Genomic DNA, 18,493 nt, shown 5'->3' with positions numbered 1-18,493 from the left:
AACTGCGCGCCGCGGCCCGCCCGGTGAGGGCGGACCGCGGCGCGGTAGTGGCCGTGATGACGGTGGTCCGGCTAGGACTCCGATTCGGCGGCGGCGGTCTCCCGGACCGGCTCGACCAGCACCGTGACGATGCGGTTGCGGCGGCCGGCCGGGGACTCCGCCGTCAGCCGCAGGGCCTTGAGCGCCGGGTCCGTACCGCCCTCGGGCACATCGATCTGGGCCGTGGCGCCCGCGATCGGCACCCGGCCGAGGGCCTTGGCGAGCAGTCCGCCCACCGTCTCGACGTCCTCGTCCTCCAGGTCCGTGCCGTAGAGCTCGCCGAGGTCGCCGAGGTCGAGCCGGGCGGTGACCCGGTGGGTGCCGTCGCCCAGGTCCTCGACGGGCGGCAGCTCCCGGTCGTACTCGTCGGTGATCTCACCGACGATCTCCTCGAGGATGTCCTCGATGGTCACGATCCCGGCCGTGCCGCCGTACTCGTCGATGGCGACGGCCACATGGTTGCGATCCTGCTGCATCTCGCGCAGCAGATCGCCCGCGTTCTTGGTGTCCGGGACGAAGGCGGCGGGCCGCATCGCGGTGGAGACCAGCTCGGATTCGGCTTCGCGGTTGATATGCGTCTTCCGGACCAGGTCCTTGAGGTAGACGATCCCGACGATGTCGTCCTCGTTCTCCCCGGTGACCGGGATCCGGGAGAAGCCGGAGCGCAGCGCGAGGGTGAGTGCCTGCCGGATGGTCTTGTAGCGCTCGATGGCGACCAGGTCGGTGCGCGGCACCATCACCTCGCGCACCAGGGTGTCGCCGAGCTCGAAGACGGAGTGGACCATACGCCGCTCCTCGTCCTCGATCAGCGACTCCTGCTCCGCGAGGTCGACCAGGGCGCGCAGCTCGGCCTCGGAGGCGAACGGGCCCTTGCGGAAGCCCTTTCCGGGCGTGAGCGCGTTGCCCAGGAGGATCAGCAGCGGCGGGATCGGGCCCATCACCCGGGCCAGCGGGATCAGCACATAGGCGGCCGCCGTCGAGGTGTTGAGCGGGTGCTGGGCGCCGATGGTGCGCGGTGAGACGCCGACGGCGACGTAGGACACCAGGACCATGACGCCGATGGCGACGGTCAGCGCCTTCCAGGTCTCGGGGAACTCGCGCAGACAGGCGTAGGTGACCACCGCGCCCGCCGCCACCTCGCAGGCCACCCGGACCAGCAGCGCCACGTTCAGATAGCGGGTGGGGTCCTCGGCGACAAGCATCAGCTTGGCGCTGCCGCGCCGCCCGGTGCGTACGGCCTCCTCGGCGCGGAACCGGGTGGTGCGGGCGAGACCCGCCTCGGCGCACGCCGCCAGCCAGGCGACGACCACCAGCAGGACGGCCGCCGCGATGTGCTGCCCGCTCATCGGGTGGTGGGGGCCGGGGAGGGGCCGGTCAGCCCGTACTCGGCACGCCAGCCGTCGACGATCGCGGCCTGGAGGCCGAACATCTCGGCGCGCTCGTCCGGCTCCTCGTGGTCGTAGCCGAGGAGGTGGAGGACGCCGTGGACGGTGAGCAGCTGGAGCTCCTCGTCCATGGAGTGCCCGGTCGGCGCCTCCTCGCCCTGTTTCCTCGCCACTTCGGGGCAGAGCACGATGTCACCGAGGAGGCCCTGCGGAGCCTCCTCGTCGTCCTTGACGGGCGGCCGCAGCTCGTCCATCGGGAAGGACATCACATCGGTCGGACCGGGCAGGTCCATCCACTGGATGTGCAACTGCTCCATGGCGTCGGCGTCAACGACGATCACCGAGAGCTCGGAGAGCGGGTGGATGCGCATCCGGGCCAGTGCGTAGCGGGCGACGTCCAGCACCGCCCGCTCGTCGATGTCCGTGCCGGATTCGTTGTTGACGTCGATCGCCATGAGGCTTCTTGATTACTTTCCGTTGCGGCTGTCGTACTCTTCGTACGCGTCGACGATGCGGCCGACCAGCTTGTGCCGGACCACGTCGGTACTGGTGAGCATGGAGAAGTGGACGTCATCGACGCCGTCCAGGATCTCCCGCACCTGGCGCAGACCGCTCTTGGTCCCGCCGGGCAGGTCGATCTGGGTGATATCACCCGTGATCACGATCTTGGAGTCGAAGCCGAGCCGGGTGAGGAACATCTTCATCTGCTCGGGGTTCGTGTTCTGCGCCTCGTCGAGGATGATGAACGCGTCATTGAGCGTACGGCCGCGCATGTACGCCAGCGGCGCGACCTCGATCGTGCCCGCGGCCATCAGCCGCGGGATGGAGTCCGGGTCGAGCATGTCGTGCAGCGCGTCGTACAGCGGCCGCAGATACGGATCGATCTTCTCGTAGAGCGTGCCCGGCAGGAAGCCGAGCCGCTCCCCCGCCTCGACCGCGGGGCGGGTCAGGATGATCCGGGTGACCTGCTTGGACTGGAGCGCCTGAACCGCCTTGGCCATGGCCAGATACGTCTTGCCGGTACCGGCGGGGCCGATCCCGAAGACCACGGTGTGCTTGTCGATGGCGTCGACATAGCGCTTCTGGTTCAGCGTCTTGGGGCGGATGGTGCGGCCGCGGTTGGAGAGGATGTTCTGGGTGAGTACCTCGGCGGGCGTCTCCTCGGTCGCGCCCTCCCCGTTCTCCGCAGTGCGCAGCATGGAGATCGAGCGCTCCACCGCATCCTCCGTCATCGGTTGACCGGTGCGCAGCACCAGCATCATCTCGTCGAACAAGCGCTGGATGAGGGCGACTTCCTTGGGATCCCCCGTCGCGCTGACTTCATTGCCCCGCACGTGGATATCGGTCGCCGGGAACGCATTCTCGATCACACGCAGCAGCGAATCCCCCGACCCCAGGACCATCACCATCGGGTGCTTGGTCGGGACCGTGAACTGCGCGTGCGCCTGCCGGGCTGTGGTTGGTCGCGTCATGGGCCGGCTCTCGGGCCTGCTCCTACCTCCTGTGACAGGGTTCTCGCCGCTCGACAACCTTGGGATACCAGGGTACGACGGAGCACCGACAACACCCGAGCGCTTTTACTCCGTACCGGCCCATCACACCATCCGTGGAAGGCGGGCGGCGGCCGGACCCGGGGCGGTCACGCCCGGCGGAAGCCGATGGTGGGGACGGCCCGGCGGAGCGGCCAGGGGCGGGCGGCGGCCGGGAGTATCCGGTCCAGGAAGGCGTAACGGCGCAGCGGCTGGTCGTCATAGGCACGGGTGTGCTGCCACCAGGCGGCGATCTCGACCCAGCCGGGCGCGGACAGCGAACCGCCGAACTCCTGGACGGACAGCGCGGCGGTCAGCCCGGCGAAGGCGAGCCGGTCGGCCAGCGGCCAGTCGGCGAGGGTGCCGGTGACGAAGCCCGCCACGAACACATCCCCGGCACCGGTGGGATCCAGCGCCTCCACTTCGATCGCGGGCACCTCGGCGGTCTCACCGGTGCGGCCGTCGACCGCGTACGCCCCCTCGGCGCCCAGGGTGACCACCGCGAGCGGTACGCGGTCGGCGAGCGCGCGGGCGGCGGCCCGCGGACAGTCGGTGCGGGTGTAGCTCATCGCCTCGGCCGCGTTCGGCAGGAACGCCTCGCAGTGCTCCAGATCGGCGAGATCGGCCGGGTCCCAGCGGCCGGTGTCGTCCCAGCCGACGTCCGCGAACACCCGGCTGCCCTTGCGCGCGGCCTCGGCGACCCACTCCTCACGGCGGCCGGGAACGAGCGAGGCGATGGCGGCGCGGGCCGGGGGCGGACAGCTGGGGGCGGGCTCCTCGGGCGGCGGCGCCTCATGGCCGTGGGAGACCATCGTCCGCTCGCCCTCGTAGGCCATCGAGACGGTCACCGGGGAGTGCCAGCCCGGGATCGTCCGGGACAGCGCCAGGTCGATCCCCTCGCCGCGGTCGAGCGCGTCCCGGCAGTAGTCGCCGTAGTGGTCGTCCCCGAAGGCGGCGGCCAGTGAGGTGCGCAGGCCGAGCCGGGCCAGGGCGGTGGCCATATTGGCGACGCCGCCGGGGCTCGAGCCCATCCCGCGCGCCCAGGACTCGGTACCGCGGATGGGGGCGGAGTCCAGCCCGGTGAAGATGATGTCCAGGAAGACGGTGCCGGTCAGATAGACGTCGCAGGCCGGATCACCGGGCTCGCGAACGGCCGCGAGCGGGTCGAGCAGGGGACGGCCCGCCGCGCGCTCGTCGCCGTCGTATGTCGTCACCGTGTGCTCCCAGGTCGAACCGGTCGTGTTCGGCGCTCCCGGCCGCCGTGCCCTCGCCGTCGGAAGCGGGTGCCGCCAGTGTGCCCGATCCGCCCGCCGGAACGCCCGGGAGCCGCGACGCCGGGACACACCGCCGCGACGCCGGGCGGCGCCGGGGGCGCCGTCTCAGCCGCGTTTGGGCACGGCCACGGTCATCAGGTCCTGGGCCACCGTGAGCTCGCCCTCGAACCCCGCCTCGCGGGCCTGGCGTTCGAACTCGGAGGGATCGCCGTAGCGCTGCGAGAAGTGGGTCAGGACGAGATGGCGGACGCCCGCGCCGGTCGCGAGGCGGGCCGCCTGGCCCGCGGTCAGATGGCCGTACTCGACGGCCAGGGACTCGTCCTCGTCCAGGAAGGTCGACTCGATGACCAGCAGATCGCACCCCTGCGCCAGGGCGTACGCGCCCTCGCACAGCCGGGTGTCCATGACGAAGGCGAACCGCTGGCCGTGGCGGACCTCGCTGACCTCCTCCAGGCCGATGGTGCGCCCGTCCCGCTCCAGCGCGCCCTCCCGCTGGAGGCGGCCGATGTCCGCGCCGCGGACGCCGAGCACCGCCAGCCGCTCGGGGAGTATGCGGCGGCCGTCGGGCTCGACGAGGCGGTAGCCGTAGGACTCGACCGGATGCGAGAGCCGCGCGGTGTGAAGTGTGTAGGCGGGGGTCCGGGCGATCACCCCGCCCTCGCCCTCGATCGGCTGCTCGGTCAGCGGCACCGTCTCGCGGTACGCGGTGGCGTAGCGCAGCCGCTCGAAGAAGTGCTGTCCGCTCGCCGGGTAGTGCGCGGTCACCGGATGCGGCACCTTGTCCAGGTTGATCCGCTGGATCACCCCGGAGAGCCCCAGCGAATGGTCGCCGTGGAAGTGGGTGACACAGATCCGGTCGATGTCGTGCGCGGCGACACCGGCCCGCACCATCTGGCGCTGGGTGCCCTCGCCGGGGTCGAAGAGCAGCCCGTCGCCGTCCCACCGCAGCAGATAGCCGTTGTGGTTGCGGTGGCGGGTGGGGACCTGGCTCGCGGTGCCGAGGACGACCAGTTCGCGTGCGGACACCGGACTATCCGGGGGGCCAGTTGAGCCCGCGGCCGCCCAGGACGTGGGCGTGGGCGTGGAAGACCGTCTGCCCGGCGCCGGAACCGGTGTTGAACACCACGCGGAAGCCGGTGCCGTCGATCTTCTCCTCGGCCGCGACCACGCCCGCCTCGCGCAGCACATCGGCGGTGATCTGCGGTTCGGCGGCGGCGAGGGAGGCGGCGTCCGGGTAGTGCACCTTGGGGATCACCAGAATGTGGGTCGGCGCCTGGGGGTTGATATCGCGGAAGGCGACCGTGGTGTCGGTCTCGCGGACGACGGTGGCCGGCACCTCCCCCGAGACAATCTTGCAGAACAGGCAGTCGGCCTGCGGTTCTCCCGCCACCGGTGGCTCCTCACGGTCGTCGGCTGATACGGACCGGATGGTACCGGGACGCCCCGCCGACGGTACCCGCGAATCCTCTTCGCCCTGGTGGCCGCTGCCGCTATGTGCCGCTATTTGCCCTGGGTGCCGGCCGTGGTGTGGTGGTCCAGGGGGTAGCTGCGGTGCGGCTCGGGGCGGTCGGTCCCGCGGGCGTCGTTCCGGCCGTTGCCGCCGCCGGTATCGCCGTCGTCGTCGCGGCCGCCCTCGCACTCCCCGATCACCCGGGCCTCGAAGGCCCGGTGCCCGTCCACGGAGGCGGTCAAGTGGCCCCGGACGCAGTGGTTCTTCCGTACGAAGGTGACCCGCCCGTTGACCCTGATGTCCTTGTCGTTCCCGGTCTCGCCCCGGCAGTCGACCGACGCGTCGGTCTCGGCGCCCTCGTCCCGCTCGCGGTTGGCGTCGCCGGAGGCCGAAGCACCGGCCGTGCGGCCGCCCTTCATCTCCGCGTTACAGGTCAGCCAGCGGACGTCGACATCGCCCTTCTCCAGGGCGCGGGAGGCGACCTTGTCGGTGGTGACCGCGACGACGATGGAGCTGACCCCGTTGTCCTCCGGGTCGCATCCGGTGACCGCGACGACGGCCGCGACCGATACCGCGACGGCCAGGAGCTGGCGGCCGCGCCGATGCCTTACATGGCTCATTACCCCCATAGGGGACAGGTTCCCATTGGGCGCGACGAACCGGAAGACCATCGTCGGCCACCGTGCCCCGCCCCGGGACGGGCCCGGGACCCCGGCGGGGACGGGCCGTTCAGCCCCAGCGTCCGGTGCGCCCCAGCAGCAGCGCGGCCGCCGCCGTTCCCGCCGTCGACGTGCGCAGCACGCTCGGCCCCAGCCGGTACGGCGCCGCGCCCGCCGCCGCGAAGGCCGTCAACTCCTCGGGGGAGACTCCCCCTTCGGGGCCCACGACGAGCACGATCTCACCGGCGGCCGGAAGTCCGGCCGTGGCCAGCGGCGCACTGCCCTCCTCGTGCAGCACGGCGGCGAAATCGGCATCGGCCAGAAGTCGGGCAACCTGCTTGGTCGTCAGCGCGTCCGTGACCTCCGGAAAGGTCAGGCGCCGGGACTGCTTGCCCGCCTCCCGGGCGGTCGCCCGCCACTTGCCGAGCGCCTTCAGCCCGCGCTCGCCCTTCCACTGGGTGATGCACCGGGCGGCGGTCCACGGCACCACGGCGTCCACACCGGTCTCGGTCATGGTCTCCACGGCCAACTCGCCGCGGTCGCCCTTGGGAAGCGCCTGCACCACGGTGATCCGCGGGCTCGGCGGCTCCTCATGGCGTACCTCGGCCACCTCCACCAGCAGCCGGTCCTTGCCCTCGACGGCCGCCACGGCGCCGTGGACGCCCGTACCGCGCCCGTCGGTGAGCACCACGGGCTCACCGACGCGCAGCCGCCGTACGGAGACGGCGTGCCGCCCCTCGGGCCCCTCCAGCGCGATCCGGGCCCCCGCGGCCGCCCCCTGGAGGGAGTCGGCCACGAACACCGGGGCGGTCACCAGACCTCGCCGTCGGACGGCTTGACGGTCAAGGCGGCGCGCGCCGCGTCCAATTCGGCCGCCAGCGTCTCCACCAGCCGCCCGGCGGGCAGCGCACGGGCCAGCCGGTGCCCCTGTCCGGCCCACAGCGCCATGCCCTGCGGATCGCCCTGCTTGGCCGCGGCCTTGCGCAGCCCGGAGGTGAGGTGGTGCAGCTGGGGGTAGGCGGCCGGGGCGTACGGGCCGTGCTCGCGGATGAATCGATTGACCAGGCCCCGGGCCGGACGCCCGGAGAAGGCGCGGGTCAGCTCGGTCCGGCCGAACATCGGGTCCGTCATGGCGCGCTTGTGCAGGGCGTTGGCCCCCGACTCCGCGGTGACCAGGAACGCGGTGCCCAGCTGGGCCGCGCTCGCACCCGCGGCCAGCGCCGCCGCGATCTGCGCACCGCGCATCAGCCCGCCCGCGGCGATGACCGGGATCTGTACGGACTCGCGGACCAGCGCGATCAGGGACAGCAGCCCGAGGCCGCCGCCCATACCGTCCTCGGAGGGGTCGTTACGGAAGCCGCCCTGGTGGCCGCCCGCCTCCACACCCTGCACACAGAGCGCGTCGGCGCCCGCCCACTGGGCGGTCTGCGCCTCGACCGGCGAGGTCACCGTGACGACGGTACGGGTACCGGCCCCGGCCAGCGCGGCCAGGACCTCACGGGTAGGGCAGCCGAAGGTGAACGAGACCACCGGCACCGGGTCCTCGAGCAGGATCGCCAGCTTCGCCTCGTACGCGTCGTCGGCGCCCGCCTCGGGGTCGCCGAGCGGTGTCTCGTACCAGGTGGACTCACCCGCCAGCTGCTCCCGGTAGACCTCGACGGCGGCCGGGTCGGCGGTGGGCGGCTGCGGCATGAACAGATTGACCAGGAAGGGGCGGCCGGTCAGCCCGCGCAGCTGTTTGATCTCTTCGTACATCGCCTCCGGGGTCTTGTACCCGGCGGCGAGGGAACCGAGGCCACCGGCCTCGGAGACGGCGGCGGCCAGCGGGGGGCAGGAAGCTCCGCCCGCCATCGGCGCCTGCACGATCGGATACCGAAAGAGATCGGTCAGTGCGGAGGGCATGACCACATCGTGTCATGCGCTCCGCACCGTCCGACAACCGGATCTACGGCGGCTCGCCGGGTCCAGGCCGGGCGGCTACCGCCCGTTGGCGGCGACTCCGGGGGGACAGACCCCCGGACCCCCGGCCGGGTGCCTACCGGCCGTTGAAGGCGTCCTTCAGGCGCGAGAACAGGCCCTGCTGCCCCGGCTTGGCCCCATCCCCCGGGGGACAAACCCCCGGACCCCCGGCCCGGCGCCTACCGGCCGTTGAAGGCATCCTTCAGGCGCGAGAACAGGCCCTGCTGCCCCGGCTTGAATTCGCCGGTCGGCCGCTCCTCGCCGCGCAGCTTGGACAGCCGCCGCATCAGCTCCTCCTGCTCCGCGTCCAGCTTGGTCGGGGTGGTCACCTCGACATGGACGATCAGATCGCCCCGGCCGCCGCCTCGCAGATGGGTGACACCGCGCTGGTGCAGCGGGATCGACTGGCCGGACTGGGTACCGGGCCGGATGTCGACCTCCTCCAGACCGTCCAGCGTCTCCAGCGGCACCTTGGTGCCGAGCGCCGCCGCCGTCATGGGGATGGTCACCGTGCAGTGCAGGTCGTCACCGCGGCGCTGGAAGACCGGGTGCGGGACCTCATGGATCTCCACATACAGGTCGCCCGCCGGGCCGCCGCCGGGGCCGACCTCGCCCTCGCCCGCCAGCTGGATCCGGGTGCCGTTGTCCACACCGGCCGGGATCTTCACCGTCAGGGTGCGGCGCGAGCGGATCCGCCCGTCACCGGCGCACTCCGGGCACGGGGTCGGCACCACGGTGCCGAAGCCCTGGCACTGCGGACATGGCCGCGAGGTCATGACCTGGCCCAGGAAGGAGCGGGTCACCTGGGAGACCTCACCGCGGCCGCGGCACATGTCACAGGTCTGCGCCGAGGTGCCCGGCGCCGCGCCCTCACCACTGCACGTGGTGCAGACGACGGCGGTGTCGACCTGGATGTCCTTGGTGGTCCCGAACGCGGCCTCGCTGAGCTCCACATCGAGACGGATCATGGCGTCCTGGCCGCGCCGGGTGCGGGACCGCGGTCCACGCTGTGAGGCGGTGCCGAAGAAGGCGTCCATGATGTCGGAGAAATTGCCGAAGCCCGCGCCGAAGCCACCGGCGCCGCCGCCTCCGCCCGCACCGGACATCGGGTCCCCGCCGAGGTCGTAGACCTGCTTCTTCTGCGGGTCCGACAGCACCTCGTACGCGGCGTTGATCTCCTTGAACCGCTCCTGGGTCTTCGGATCCGGGTTCACATCCGGGTGCAGCTCACGCGCGAGCCGGCGGAATGCCTTCTTGATCTCGTCCTGCGAGGCATCACGCCGCACGCCCAGGACTGCGTAGTAGTCCGTCGCCACTTACGACTCCGCCAGGATCTGTCCGACGTAACGTGCCACTGCGCGTACCGCTCCCATCGTTCCGGGGTAGTCCATGCGGGTCGGTCCGACCACGCCGAGTTTGGCGACGGCCTCGTCGCCCGAACCGTAGCCGACCGCGACCACCGAGGTGGAATTCAGCCCCTCGTGAGCATTCTCATGCCCGATGCGGACGGTCATACCCGAGTCCTTGGCCTCGCCGAGCAGCTTGAGGAGGACGACCTGCTCCTCAAGTGCCTCCAGAACGGGCCGGATCGTCAGGGGGAAATCATGCCCGAAACGCGTGAGGTTCGCGGTGCCGCCGATCATCAGCCGCTCCTCGGTCTCCTCCACCAGCGTCTCGAGCAAGGTCGCCAGCACGGTCGAGACCGTCCCCCGGTCCTCCTGCTCGAAGGACTCCGGAAGATCCTGCACCAACTGCGGCACATCCGCGAACCGCCGCCCCACGACACGGCTGTTGAGCCGGGCCCGCAGATCCGCGAGCGACTCCTCGCCCACCGGGGACGGACAGTCCACCATGCGCTGCTCGACCCGGCCGGTGTCCGTGATCAGCACCAGCATCACCCGGGCCGGGGCCAGCGGCAGCAGCTCCACATGGCGCACCGTCGAGCGGGTCAGCGACGGGTACTGCACCACCGCGACCTGCCGGGTCAGCTGCGCCAGCAGCCGGACGGTGCGGCCCACCACGTCATCGAGGTCCACGGCGCCGTCCAGGAAGTTCTGGATGGCGCGGCGCTCCGGTGTGGACAGCGGCTTCACGCCGGCCAGCCGGTCCACGAAGAGGCGGTAGCCCTTGTCGGTGGGGATGCGCCCGGCGCTGGTGTGCGGCTGCGCGATGAAGCCCTCGTCCTCCAGCGCGGCCATGTCGTTGCGCACGGTGGCCGGGGAAACCCCCAGCCGGTGGCGCTCGGTGAGCGCCTTGGAGCCGACCGGCTCCTCGGTCCCCACATAGTCCTGGACAATGGCACGCAGCACTTCGAGTCTGCGTTCGCTGAGCACCCCGCGCACCTCCCAGTCCAGCGGTCTCTTCAGGTCGTCCCCTGGCACTCAACGGGCACGAGTGCCAGAACCCCTACGCCAGTGTACGGCGGGGTGCGGTGGCCGGGGCAAGGGCCGCCGTGTGGCGGAGCCCGCACGATCCGCCACGCTATCGCCAGGAGAGCTAGCGTCTCGGTATGGAGACGTATTGGGAAGAGTCGCGGTGGCACGAGGCGGGCTGGGAGACCATCGCCGCCGGGGTGGCCCGGCTCCGCATGCCGGGCTGGGACGAGACCATCGGCGTGATCGTCGGCCGGACGGACGTACTCGTCGTGGACACCGGGGCGACCCTGCGTGACGGCGCCGCGCTGCGCACCCAGATCACCCGGCTCGCCGGGCGCCGCCCCACCCGGATCGCGCTCACCCATCCGCACTTCGACCATGTCCTGGGCACCGCCGCCTTCTCGGGCTGCGAGGTGTACGGCGCGGCGGGCCTGGACGAACTGCTGCGCGCGGAACGGGAGGAGCTGCGCGAGTCGGCCATCCGGCAGGGTGTGGAGCGGGGCGCCGCCACCGAGGCCGCCGACCATCTGGTCCTCCCCCACCACCTGGTCTCCGGGGAGCTCACCCTTGACCTGGGCGACCGGCCGGTGCTGCTGGCGAACGTGGGCCCCGGGCACAGCGCCCACGATCTGGCGGTCCTGGTCCCGGGCCGGCCCGAGGTGGTCTTCTGCGGCGATCTGGTCGAGGAGTCCGGACCGCCGCAGGCGGGGCCCGACGCGATCCCCGCGCGGTGGCCCGCCGCCCTGGACCGGCTGCTGGAGCTCGGCGGGGAGGAGGCGCGGTACGTCCCGGGCCACGGGGCGGTGGTGGACGCGGAGTTCGTACGTGCCCAGCGCGCCGATCTGGCCGCCCGCTTCGGCGTGTCCCCCTAGTCCCGGCGCTATCGTCTGCCGGGTGCGCAGCCGATACGACAACCCCGATCTGACCCCGCCCTGGAAGCGGCAGCAGCCCGCCCCGGAGGTCGCCGCCGAACCGGACCTCGTCGTGGAGGAGGTCACCACCGGGTTCTGCGGGGCGGTGATCCGCTGTGAGAAGACCGCGCAGGGGCAGACGGTCACTCTGGAGGACCGCTTCGGTAAACACCGTGTCTTCCCCATGGAGCCGCGCGGCTTTCTGCTCGAGGGCCGTGTCGTCACGCTGGTGCGCCCGCGCGCGACGGCCCCCGCCGCGCCCCGGCGCACGGCTTCCGGTTCGCTCGCCGTACCGGGGGCGCGGGCGAGGGTGGCCCGCGCGGGGCGCATCTATGTCGAGGGACGCCATGACGCGGAGCTGGTGGAGCGGGTCTGGGGGGACGATCTGCGCGTCGAGGGCGTGGTCGTCGAGTACCTGGAGGGTGTCGACGATCTCCCCGCCATCGTCCGGGAGTTCGCCCCCGGCCCGGATGCCCGGCTCGGCGTCCTGGTCGACCACTTGGTGCCCGGTTCCAAGGAGTCCCGGATCGCCGCCGAGGTCACCGGCGACGACGTACTGGTCGTCGGCCACCCCTATATCGACATCTGGGAGGCCGTGAAACCGTCCTCGCTGGGCATCTCCGCCTGGCCCACGGTCCCGCGCGGCCAGGACTGGAAAACGGGCGTCTGCCGCGCCCTGGGCTGGCCGGAGAACACCGGCGCCGCCTGGCAGCGCATCCTCTCCTCGGTCCACTCCTACAAGGACCTGCGGCCCGAACTCCTGGGCCGGGTGGAGGAGCTGATCGATTTTGTGACGGTCGGGGTCAGCTGAGCGTCCGGAAGTCGCTTGTTTCCAGCGTGATGTCCAGCGCCTCGACGGTGACCGGGTCACCGAACTCACTGGCCCGCTCCGTCCCGTAGTCGGCCGCCTCGCCGGTCCCCTTCGGCTCGGTGAGGAGCACGCACTCGGCGGCGATGGGGTCGATGATCAGGTAGGCGGGTACCTGCCCGGCGGCGTAAGCGGCACCCGGTCGCCCACAGCGGTCATCGCGATGATCCCGCTCTTCCCGGCGTGCACTCAGCGCAGTCATGTTCCTCGCCTATCAGTCCACCAGGTCGCGCACCACGGCGTCCGCCAGCAGCCGCCCCCGCAGGGTGAGCACGGCCCGGCCCCGGCGGTACGGCTCCGGGGCCAGCAGGCCGTCCTCCAGGGCCCGCCGCGCGGCCGCCGCGCCCGCGGGGCGGAGCAGGTCCAGGGGGCAGCCTTCGGCGAGCCGCAGTTCCAGCAGGACGCGCTCGACGCGGCGCTCCTCGTCGGCCAGCACCTCACGGCCCGCACCGGGCGACCGGCCCTCGCCGAGGGCCTGGGCGTAGGCGCCGGGGTGCTTCACGTTCCACCAGCGGACCCCGCCCACGTGGCTGTGGGCACCGGGGCCCGCGCCCCACCAGTCGGCGCCGCGCCAGTACAGCTCGTTGTGGCGGCAGCGGCCCTCGGGGGTGGTGGCCCAGTTGGAGACCTCGTACCAGTCGAACCCGGCGGCCGAGAGCATCTCCTCGGCGATCAGGTAGCGGTCGGCGTGCACATCGTCGTCGGTCATCGGGACCTCGCCGCGCCGGATCCGGCGGGCCAGCTGGGTGCCCTCCTCGACGATCAGCGCGTAGGCCGAGACATGGTCCGGTCCGGCGCCGAGGGCGGCCTCCAGGGAGGCCCGCCAGTCATCGTCGCTCTCGCCCGGCGTGCCGTAGATCAGGTCGAGGTTCACATGGCCGAAGCCCGCGGCCCGCGCCTCGGCGACGCACGCCTCGGGGCGGCCGGGGGTGTGGGTACGGTCCAGCACCTTCAGCACGTGCTGGCGGGCGCTCTGCATCCCGAACGAGATCCGGTTGAACCCGGCCTCGCGCAGCTCCGCCAGATAGCGCGGATCCACCGACTCCGGATTGGCCTCGGTGGTGATCTCGGCGCCCTCCGCCAGTCCGAACTCCTCCCGGATCGCCGCGAGCATCCGGCCCAGATCGGCCGCCGCGAGCAGGGTCGGCGTACCGCCGCCGACGAATACGGTCTCGACCGCGCGCGGGTCGTCGCCCAGCACCTTCCGCGCCAGCCGCACCTCCTCGGTGACCTGCTCGGCGTAGTTGTCCCGGGAGGCCAGCACCCCGCCGGAGCCGCGCAGCTCACTGGCGGTGTAGGTGTTGAAGTCGCAGTACCCGCAGCGCGTGGCGCAGTAGGGCACATGCAGATAGAAGCCCAGCGGGCGCCGCGCGGCCCCGGCGAGCGCGGCGGGGGGCAGCGCACCGTCCTCGGGCATGGGCTCGCCATCGGGCAGTACGGAAGGCATGGGACCCATTGTCCGGCATCGCCACCGACCCGAGCACCGCCCCGCTTCCGCCCGTGCCGAGCCGGGCCCGGTGCGTTACGGCCGCCGCCCCGGCCCGGCGCCGACGATTCCAGCGCCCCGGGCCGACGACGCCACATGCCGTGGCTCGGCACCCCCTGGCCCGTGCCCGGGGATTCAGCGCCGCGCGCTGCCCGGATCGACACCGACAACCCCGGTAGCCGACGCCGAAGGCGGAGGAGGCACGGGCCCCACGCGCCCACCGCTCCAGGGCCGGGCGACGGCACACACCACTCCCCGGCTCGGCGCCGACGATTCCAGCGCCCGGGGCCCGAGGGACCCGTCCTAGAGGGCCTTCAGGACGAGCATGGCCAGGTCGTCGTCCGGCGGCTCCACCGCGAACGCGTGGACCGCCTCGCGCACCCGCTCCGCGACCTCGCGCGCGCTCAGCCCCGCGCAGGAGGCGAGGACGGCGGCGAGTCCCTCCTCGTCGTCGAACTGACGGCTGCCCGAGCGGTGCTCGGTGACGCCGTCCGTCACGCACAGGAGCGTTTCCCCGGGCGCCAGATCAAACGTTTCACTCTCGTACGCGGCATCGTCCACCACGCCGAGCAGTATCTGCGGCTCGGTGACGGTGCGCACCGAGCCGTCCGGCCGCAGCACCAGCGGCAGCGGATGGCCCGCGCTGGCGAGGGTGCAGCGCAGCCCGCCGCCGGCGTCGCCCAGCGGCTCCAGCTCCCCGTACAGCAGTGACAGGAAGCGGGCCATCCCGCCGCCCGGCGGCAGCCCCGCGCCGACGAGCCCGGCGTCGACCAGTTCCGCGACCCCGACGCCGACCCCGGCCGCCTCGACGCCCGCCACCACGGCCTCGGCGGCCTCTTCGACGGCCGTTTCGACCGCCTCCTCGCCGAGCAGCTGGTTGAGCCGGTCGAGGACCTCCCCGACGCCGTAGCCCTCGCGGGCCAGCAGCCGCAGCCAGGGGCGCACCAGACCGGTCACGACGGCGGCCTCCGGGCCGTTGCCGCAGACGTCGCCGAGGACGAAGCCCCAGCGGCCGTCACGGGCCGGGAAGACGTCGTAGAAGTCGCCCCCGGCGGAGATCTCGCCGGTGGGCTCGTAGACGACGGCCGCCTCCGCGCCGGGGATGCGCGGGATGCCGGAGGGCAGCAGGCCGCGCTGGAGCACCCGGCTGATATCCGCCTGCCGGGTGTAGCGGCGGGCGGAGGCCAGCGCGAGGGCGACCCGGCGGGTGAAGTCCTCGACCAGGCCGACGACCTCGTCGGGCATCCGCACCAGCCCGGCCCGTCCCATCAGCAGCGTGCCCATCGCCCGGCCGCCCGCGAGCAGCCGGCAGGCCAGGGCGGCCCCGCCGGGCCCGTACGCGGCGGGGTCGGCGGGCCACGGCCAGTCCACGGCGCCGCCACGGGCGGCGGCCGGCAGATGGGGCGGCTCCTTCTCCAGCACCCGCCGCAGCTCCTCGGCACGGCTCTCGCTGGCGTGCCAGACCCGCACCAGCCGCGGCGGGCCGCTCGCGGCGTCGAGCCATACGGCGCACCAGTCGGCCAGCCGGGGCACCAGCAGCTGGACGGCGAGCGAGGTCACCAGCTCCTCGTCGAACTGCCCGGCGAGCAGATCGGACGCTTCGGCGAGGAAGGAGAGCGCGCCGTGCCGCGCCCATTCGGGATCATGGCGGCGGGCGGGCGCCCGCCGCGGCGCGGGGGCGATCAGCTCGACGGGAAGTGCCTCGCGCGGCAGGGCGCGCTCGGCGCGCCGGGCGCCGTCCCGGCCGAGGCCGTCGAATCCCACGGCGGCGGGGCCCTCGTCCGCCTCCGCGGCGACGGCGAGCTGGAACCACACGGTCTTGCTGGTGCGCCGGTAGGTGGTGCCCCAGGACTCGGCGATCCCGGCCACCAGCCGCAGCCCATGGCCGCCGACGTACTCCGGCTCCTCCCCGTCCGGTGGTTCGCCGCGCAGCACCCGGGTGGGGTGGTGGTCGGTCACCTCGAAGACCAGCGAGGGCGGTTCGCCGTCGTGGCCGGGGACGTCCAGCGCGCAGCTGAGTTCGACGGCGGTACCGGCGTGCACCACCGCGTTGGTGACCAACTCGCTCACCAGCAGGACGGCCTCGTCCCCGACCCGTCCGGTGATCCGGTCGGCGGCGGGGACGTCCAGGGTGGCCCATTCGGCGAGGGCGGCCCGGACGAACCGCCGCGCGGCGGAGGCCGCCAGCGGTGAGCCGGGCAGGCTGGCGCGGGCCGAGGCGCTGGTCCGGACCGGGCCCACACCCCCGACCGGTACAGCCACCCCGCCGGCCTCGACCGACCCGCCAGACATGGCAGAAGATGACGTCCCCACTGTGCGGCTCCTGAGAAGCTCCGTCATAGTGCCGTATCCGCATCCGCGTCCGGTGCCAACAGCACCGGCAGGGACAGCGTGACAGACGGACCGCCCTCATATGCGCCGAGTTACGCAAGTGAGCCGCGATGAGGGGAAAATTCCCGTGCCCGGCGTACCGGGCACGGTCGACTCCCCGTCAGGCCTCCCGGGTTCCGGCGTACATGTCTTCGATCAGGTCCTTGTACTCGCGCTCGACCACCGGTCGCTTGAGCTTGAGGCTGGGCGTCAACTCACCGTGCTCCACGTCCAGATCGCGGGGCAGCAGCCGGAACTTCTTGATCGTCTGCCAGCGCTGGAGGTCCTCGTTGAGCCGCCGCACATAACCGTCGATCAGCTGGCGCGCCTCATCGGTGGCCACCACCTCGGCGTAGGACTTGCCGTCCATACCGTGTTCCTTGGCCCAGCCCATGATGGTCGGCTCGTCCAGGGCGATGAGCGCGGTGCAGTAGTTGCGGTCGGCGCCGTACACCAGGATGTTGGAGACGAACGGGCAGACGCCCTTGAACTGGCCCTCGACCTCCGCCGGGGCCACGTACTTGCCGCCCGAGGTCTTGATCAGGTCCTTCTTGCGGTCGGTGATCCGCAGATAGCCGTCGGGCGACAGCTCCCCGATGTCACCGGTGTGGAACCAGCCGTCGGACTCCAGCACCTGCGCGGTCAGCTCCGGCAGCCCGTGGTAGCCCTGCATGACGCCCGGGCCGCGGAGCAGGATCTCGCCGTCCTCGCCGAACCGCACCTCGGTACCGGGGAACGCCTTGCCGACGGTGCCGGTGCGGTAGTCCACCGGGTTGAGGAAGCTGGCGGCGCTGGACTCGGTGAGGCCGTAGCCCTCCAGGATGTTGATCCCGGCGCCCGCGAAGAAGTAGCCGATCTCGGGCGCGAGCGCGGCCGAGCCGGACACCGCGGCGCGCAGCCGGCCGCCGAACGCCTCGCGCAGCTTGCCGTAGACGAGCTTGTCGGCGAGGGCGTGCTGGGTCCTGAGGCCGAACGGGACCGAAGGGGTGCCGGTACGGCGGAAGTTGTCCTGGGAGATCTTGGCGTAGTCGCGGGAGACCCCGGCCGCCCACTGGAAGATCTTGTACTTGGCCGCACCGCCCTCGCGCGCCTTCCCGGCCACTCCGTTGTAGACCTTCTCGAAGATCCGCGGCACGGCGCACATATAGGTCGGGCGGACCACCGGCAGATTCTCGATGATCTTGTCGACCCGGCCGTCCACGGCGGTGGAGTGGCCGACGTAGATCTGCCCGGCGGTCAGCACCTTGCCGAAGACATGCGCCAGCGGCAGCCAGAGGTACTGCACATCGTCGGCGTAGAGCAGCCCTTCGACACTGCCGATCGCGATGGCCATGTACGACCAGGAGTCATGCGCCAGCCGTACGCCCTTGGGGCGCCCGGTGGTGCCGGAGGTGTAGATGAGCGTGGCCAGCTGGTCGGCGCGGAGCGCGTCGATCCGCTCCCGTACGGCCTGCGGGTGCTGCTCCAGGTAGGCCGTGCCGCGCTTCTCCAGCTCGGTGAGGGAGAGCACCCAGCCCTCCGGGTCGCCCGCGGCCGGAACCGCGTCATCGGCGTTGATCACCACCACATGGGCCAGCTCGGGGAGCTGGTCGCGCTTCTCGCGGACCTTGGCGAGCTGGACACCGTCCTCGGCGATCAGCACCCGGCTGCCGGAGTCGGACAGGATGAACGCGGTCTCCTCGGCGTTGGTGCTCGGGTAGACCGTGGTGGTCGCGGCGCCCGCGCAGAGCACTCCGAGGTCGCCGAGGATCCACTCCACACGGGTGCTGGCGGCGAGTGCCACCCGCTCCTCGGGCCGGACGCCCAGACCCATCAGACCGGCGGCGATGGCGAAGACCCGGTCCGCGCTCTCGCGCCAGGTCAGGGGGCGCCATTCGTCGGGGCCCGTACCCGAGGCGGCCGGGACCGGATAGCGGTACGCCTCCTTGTCAGGCGTCGCCTCGACGCGCTGGAGGAAGTGCGTCGCCAGGGACGGCGGCCGGTTCTCGAGCAAGGTCTGTGTGTCCGTCACGGCATCCTCCGGGGCCAGCCTCATTGCTTGGTGACTCGCGAGTAACCTTCGAGCAGTGATCAGCGTAAGGGCCGAATCCTTACCGCGTAAGGGGTTGCAGGTCACGTTGTTCAAACGACGACGGGGCGGTCCGCCGCACCCCTCACACCGGGACGCACCGCACCTCTGTCACCACGA

The 18,493-nt window shown here is 72.2% G+C and carries 17 protein-coding genes; 2 read left to right on the top strand and 15 right to left on the bottom strand.

Annotated elements, in window-relative coordinates:
• Positions 1–71 precede the first annotated feature (71 nt).
• The 11 genes from AB0C66_RS07175 to hrcA all read right to left on the bottom strand — a co-directional run bounded on the left by AB0C66_RS07175 (position 72) and on the right by hrcA (position 10,628).
• Positions 72–1,385: a hemolysin family protein gene (locus tag AB0C66_RS07175; RefSeq protein WP_362433955.1), complete on the bottom strand. Its 1,314-nt coding sequence runs from the start codon at positions 1,383–1,385 to the stop codon at positions 72–74.
• Complete coding sequence (gene ybeY, locus AB0C66_RS07170) at positions 1,382–1,879, bottom strand: rRNA maturation RNase YbeY (RefSeq protein WP_362433953.1); 498 nt, start codon at positions 1,877–1,879, stop codon at positions 1,382–1,384. Before ybeY ends, AB0C66_RS07175 begins: the two co-directional genes overlap by 4 nt.
• Positions 1,880–1,891: 12 nt before the next feature.
• Positions 1,892–2,896 (bottom strand): PhoH family protein, encoded by a 1,005-nt coding sequence (locus AB0C66_RS07165; protein WP_362433950.1) that lies wholly within the window; start codon positions 2,894–2,896, stop codon positions 1,892–1,894.
• 167 nt (positions 2,897–3,063) lie between these two features.
• On the bottom strand, positions 3,064–4,167 hold the full coding sequence (locus AB0C66_RS07160; RefSeq protein WP_362433947.1) for a PfkB family carbohydrate kinase: 1,104 nt from the start codon (positions 4,165–4,167) through the stop codon (positions 3,064–3,066).
• Between the two features lie 165 nt (positions 4,168–4,332).
• Entirely contained in the window at positions 4,333–5,253 is a 921-nt protein-coding gene (locus AB0C66_RS07155; RefSeq protein ID WP_362433944.1) for a ribonuclease Z, read from the bottom strand.
• 4 nt (positions 5,254–5,257) lie between these two features.
• Positions 5,258–5,617 carry a histidine triad nucleotide-binding protein gene (locus AB0C66_RS07150; protein ID WP_362433941.1) on the bottom strand — a complete coding sequence of 120 codons (360 nt, stop codon included), beginning with the start codon at positions 5,615–5,617 and terminating at the stop codon, positions 5,258–5,260.
• Between the two features lie 110 nt (positions 5,618–5,727).
• Positions 5,728–6,297, bottom strand: coding sequence for a hypothetical protein (locus AB0C66_RS07145; RefSeq protein WP_362433939.1), 570 nt, complete (start codon positions 6,295–6,297; stop codon positions 5,728–5,730).
• Between the two features lie 109 nt (positions 6,298–6,406).
• The gene (locus tag AB0C66_RS07140) at positions 6,407–7,150 is read right to left on the bottom strand and encodes a 16S rRNA (uracil(1498)-N(3))-methyltransferase (RefSeq protein WP_362433937.1); all 744 of its coding nucleotides are present in this window, start codon (positions 7,148–7,150) and stop codon (positions 6,407–6,409) included.
• Positions 7,147–8,238 carry a nitronate monooxygenase gene (locus AB0C66_RS07135; RefSeq protein ID WP_362433934.1) on the bottom strand — a complete coding sequence of 364 codons (1,092 nt, stop codon included), beginning with the start codon at positions 8,236–8,238 and terminating at the stop codon, positions 7,147–7,149. Before AB0C66_RS07135 ends, AB0C66_RS07140 begins: the two co-directional genes overlap by 4 nt.
• A 236-nt stretch (positions 8,239–8,474) precedes the next feature.
• Positions 8,475–9,611 (bottom strand): molecular chaperone DnaJ, encoded by a 1,137-nt coding sequence (gene dnaJ, locus AB0C66_RS07130; protein ID WP_362433931.1) that lies wholly within the window; start codon positions 9,609–9,611, stop codon positions 8,475–8,477.
• Positions 9,612–10,628: a heat-inducible transcriptional repressor HrcA gene (gene hrcA / locus AB0C66_RS07125; protein ID WP_362435540.1), complete on the bottom strand. Its 1,017-nt coding sequence runs from the start codon at positions 10,626–10,628 to the stop codon at positions 9,612–9,614.
• A 176-nt stretch (positions 10,629–10,804) separates the two neighbouring features.
• On the opposite strand from hrcA, the gene AB0C66_RS07120 reads away from it, so the two are divergent.
• Together AB0C66_RS07120 and AB0C66_RS07115 are read left to right on the top strand one after the other, a co-directional pair.
• Positions 10,805–11,542 (top strand): MBL fold metallo-hydrolase, encoded by a 738-nt coding sequence (locus tag AB0C66_RS07120; RefSeq protein WP_362433929.1) that lies wholly within the window; start codon positions 10,805–10,807, stop codon positions 11,540–11,542.
• Positions 11,543–11,564: 22 nt separating this feature from the next.
• Positions 11,565–12,392: a DUF3097 domain-containing protein gene (locus AB0C66_RS07115; RefSeq protein ID WP_362433926.1), complete on the top strand. Its 828-nt coding sequence runs from the start codon at positions 11,565–11,567 to the stop codon at positions 12,390–12,392.
• Here AB0C66_RS07115 and AB0C66_RS07110 read toward each other — a convergent pair.
• The 4 genes from AB0C66_RS07110 to AB0C66_RS07095 all read right to left on the bottom strand — a co-directional run bounded on the left by AB0C66_RS07110 (position 12,385) and on the right by AB0C66_RS07095 (position 18,316).
• Entirely contained in the window at positions 12,385–12,651 is a 267-nt protein-coding gene (locus AB0C66_RS07110) for a hypothetical protein (protein ID WP_362433921.1), read from the bottom strand. The two genes, AB0C66_RS07115 and AB0C66_RS07110, sit on opposite strands and share 8 nt — an antisense overlap.
• Before the next feature lie 12 nt (positions 12,652–12,663).
• Entirely contained in the window at positions 12,664–13,896 is a 1,233-nt protein-coding gene (gene hemW, locus AB0C66_RS07105; protein WP_362433919.1) for a radical SAM family heme chaperone HemW, read from the bottom strand.
• 342 nt (positions 13,897–14,238) lie between these two features.
• Complete coding sequence (locus AB0C66_RS07100) at positions 14,239–16,275, bottom strand: ATP-binding SpoIIE family protein phosphatase (RefSeq protein WP_362433916.1); 2,037 nt, start codon at positions 16,273–16,275, stop codon at positions 14,239–14,241.
• 151 nt (positions 16,276–16,426) lie between these two features.
• A complete protein-coding gene (locus AB0C66_RS07095) occupies positions 16,427–18,316 on the bottom strand; it encodes a long-chain fatty acid--CoA ligase (protein ID WP_362433914.1) in 1,890 nt (629 codons plus the stop codon).
• Positions 18,317–18,493 lie beyond the last annotated feature (177 nt).

The organism is Streptomyces sp. NPDC048636 (genome assembly GCF_040650655.1).
In the GTDB taxonomy this organism is placed as follows: Bacteria; Actinomycetota; Actinomycetes; order Streptomycetales; family Streptomycetaceae; genus Streptomyces.
This window is presented reverse-complemented; position numbering and strand designations above follow the sequence as displayed.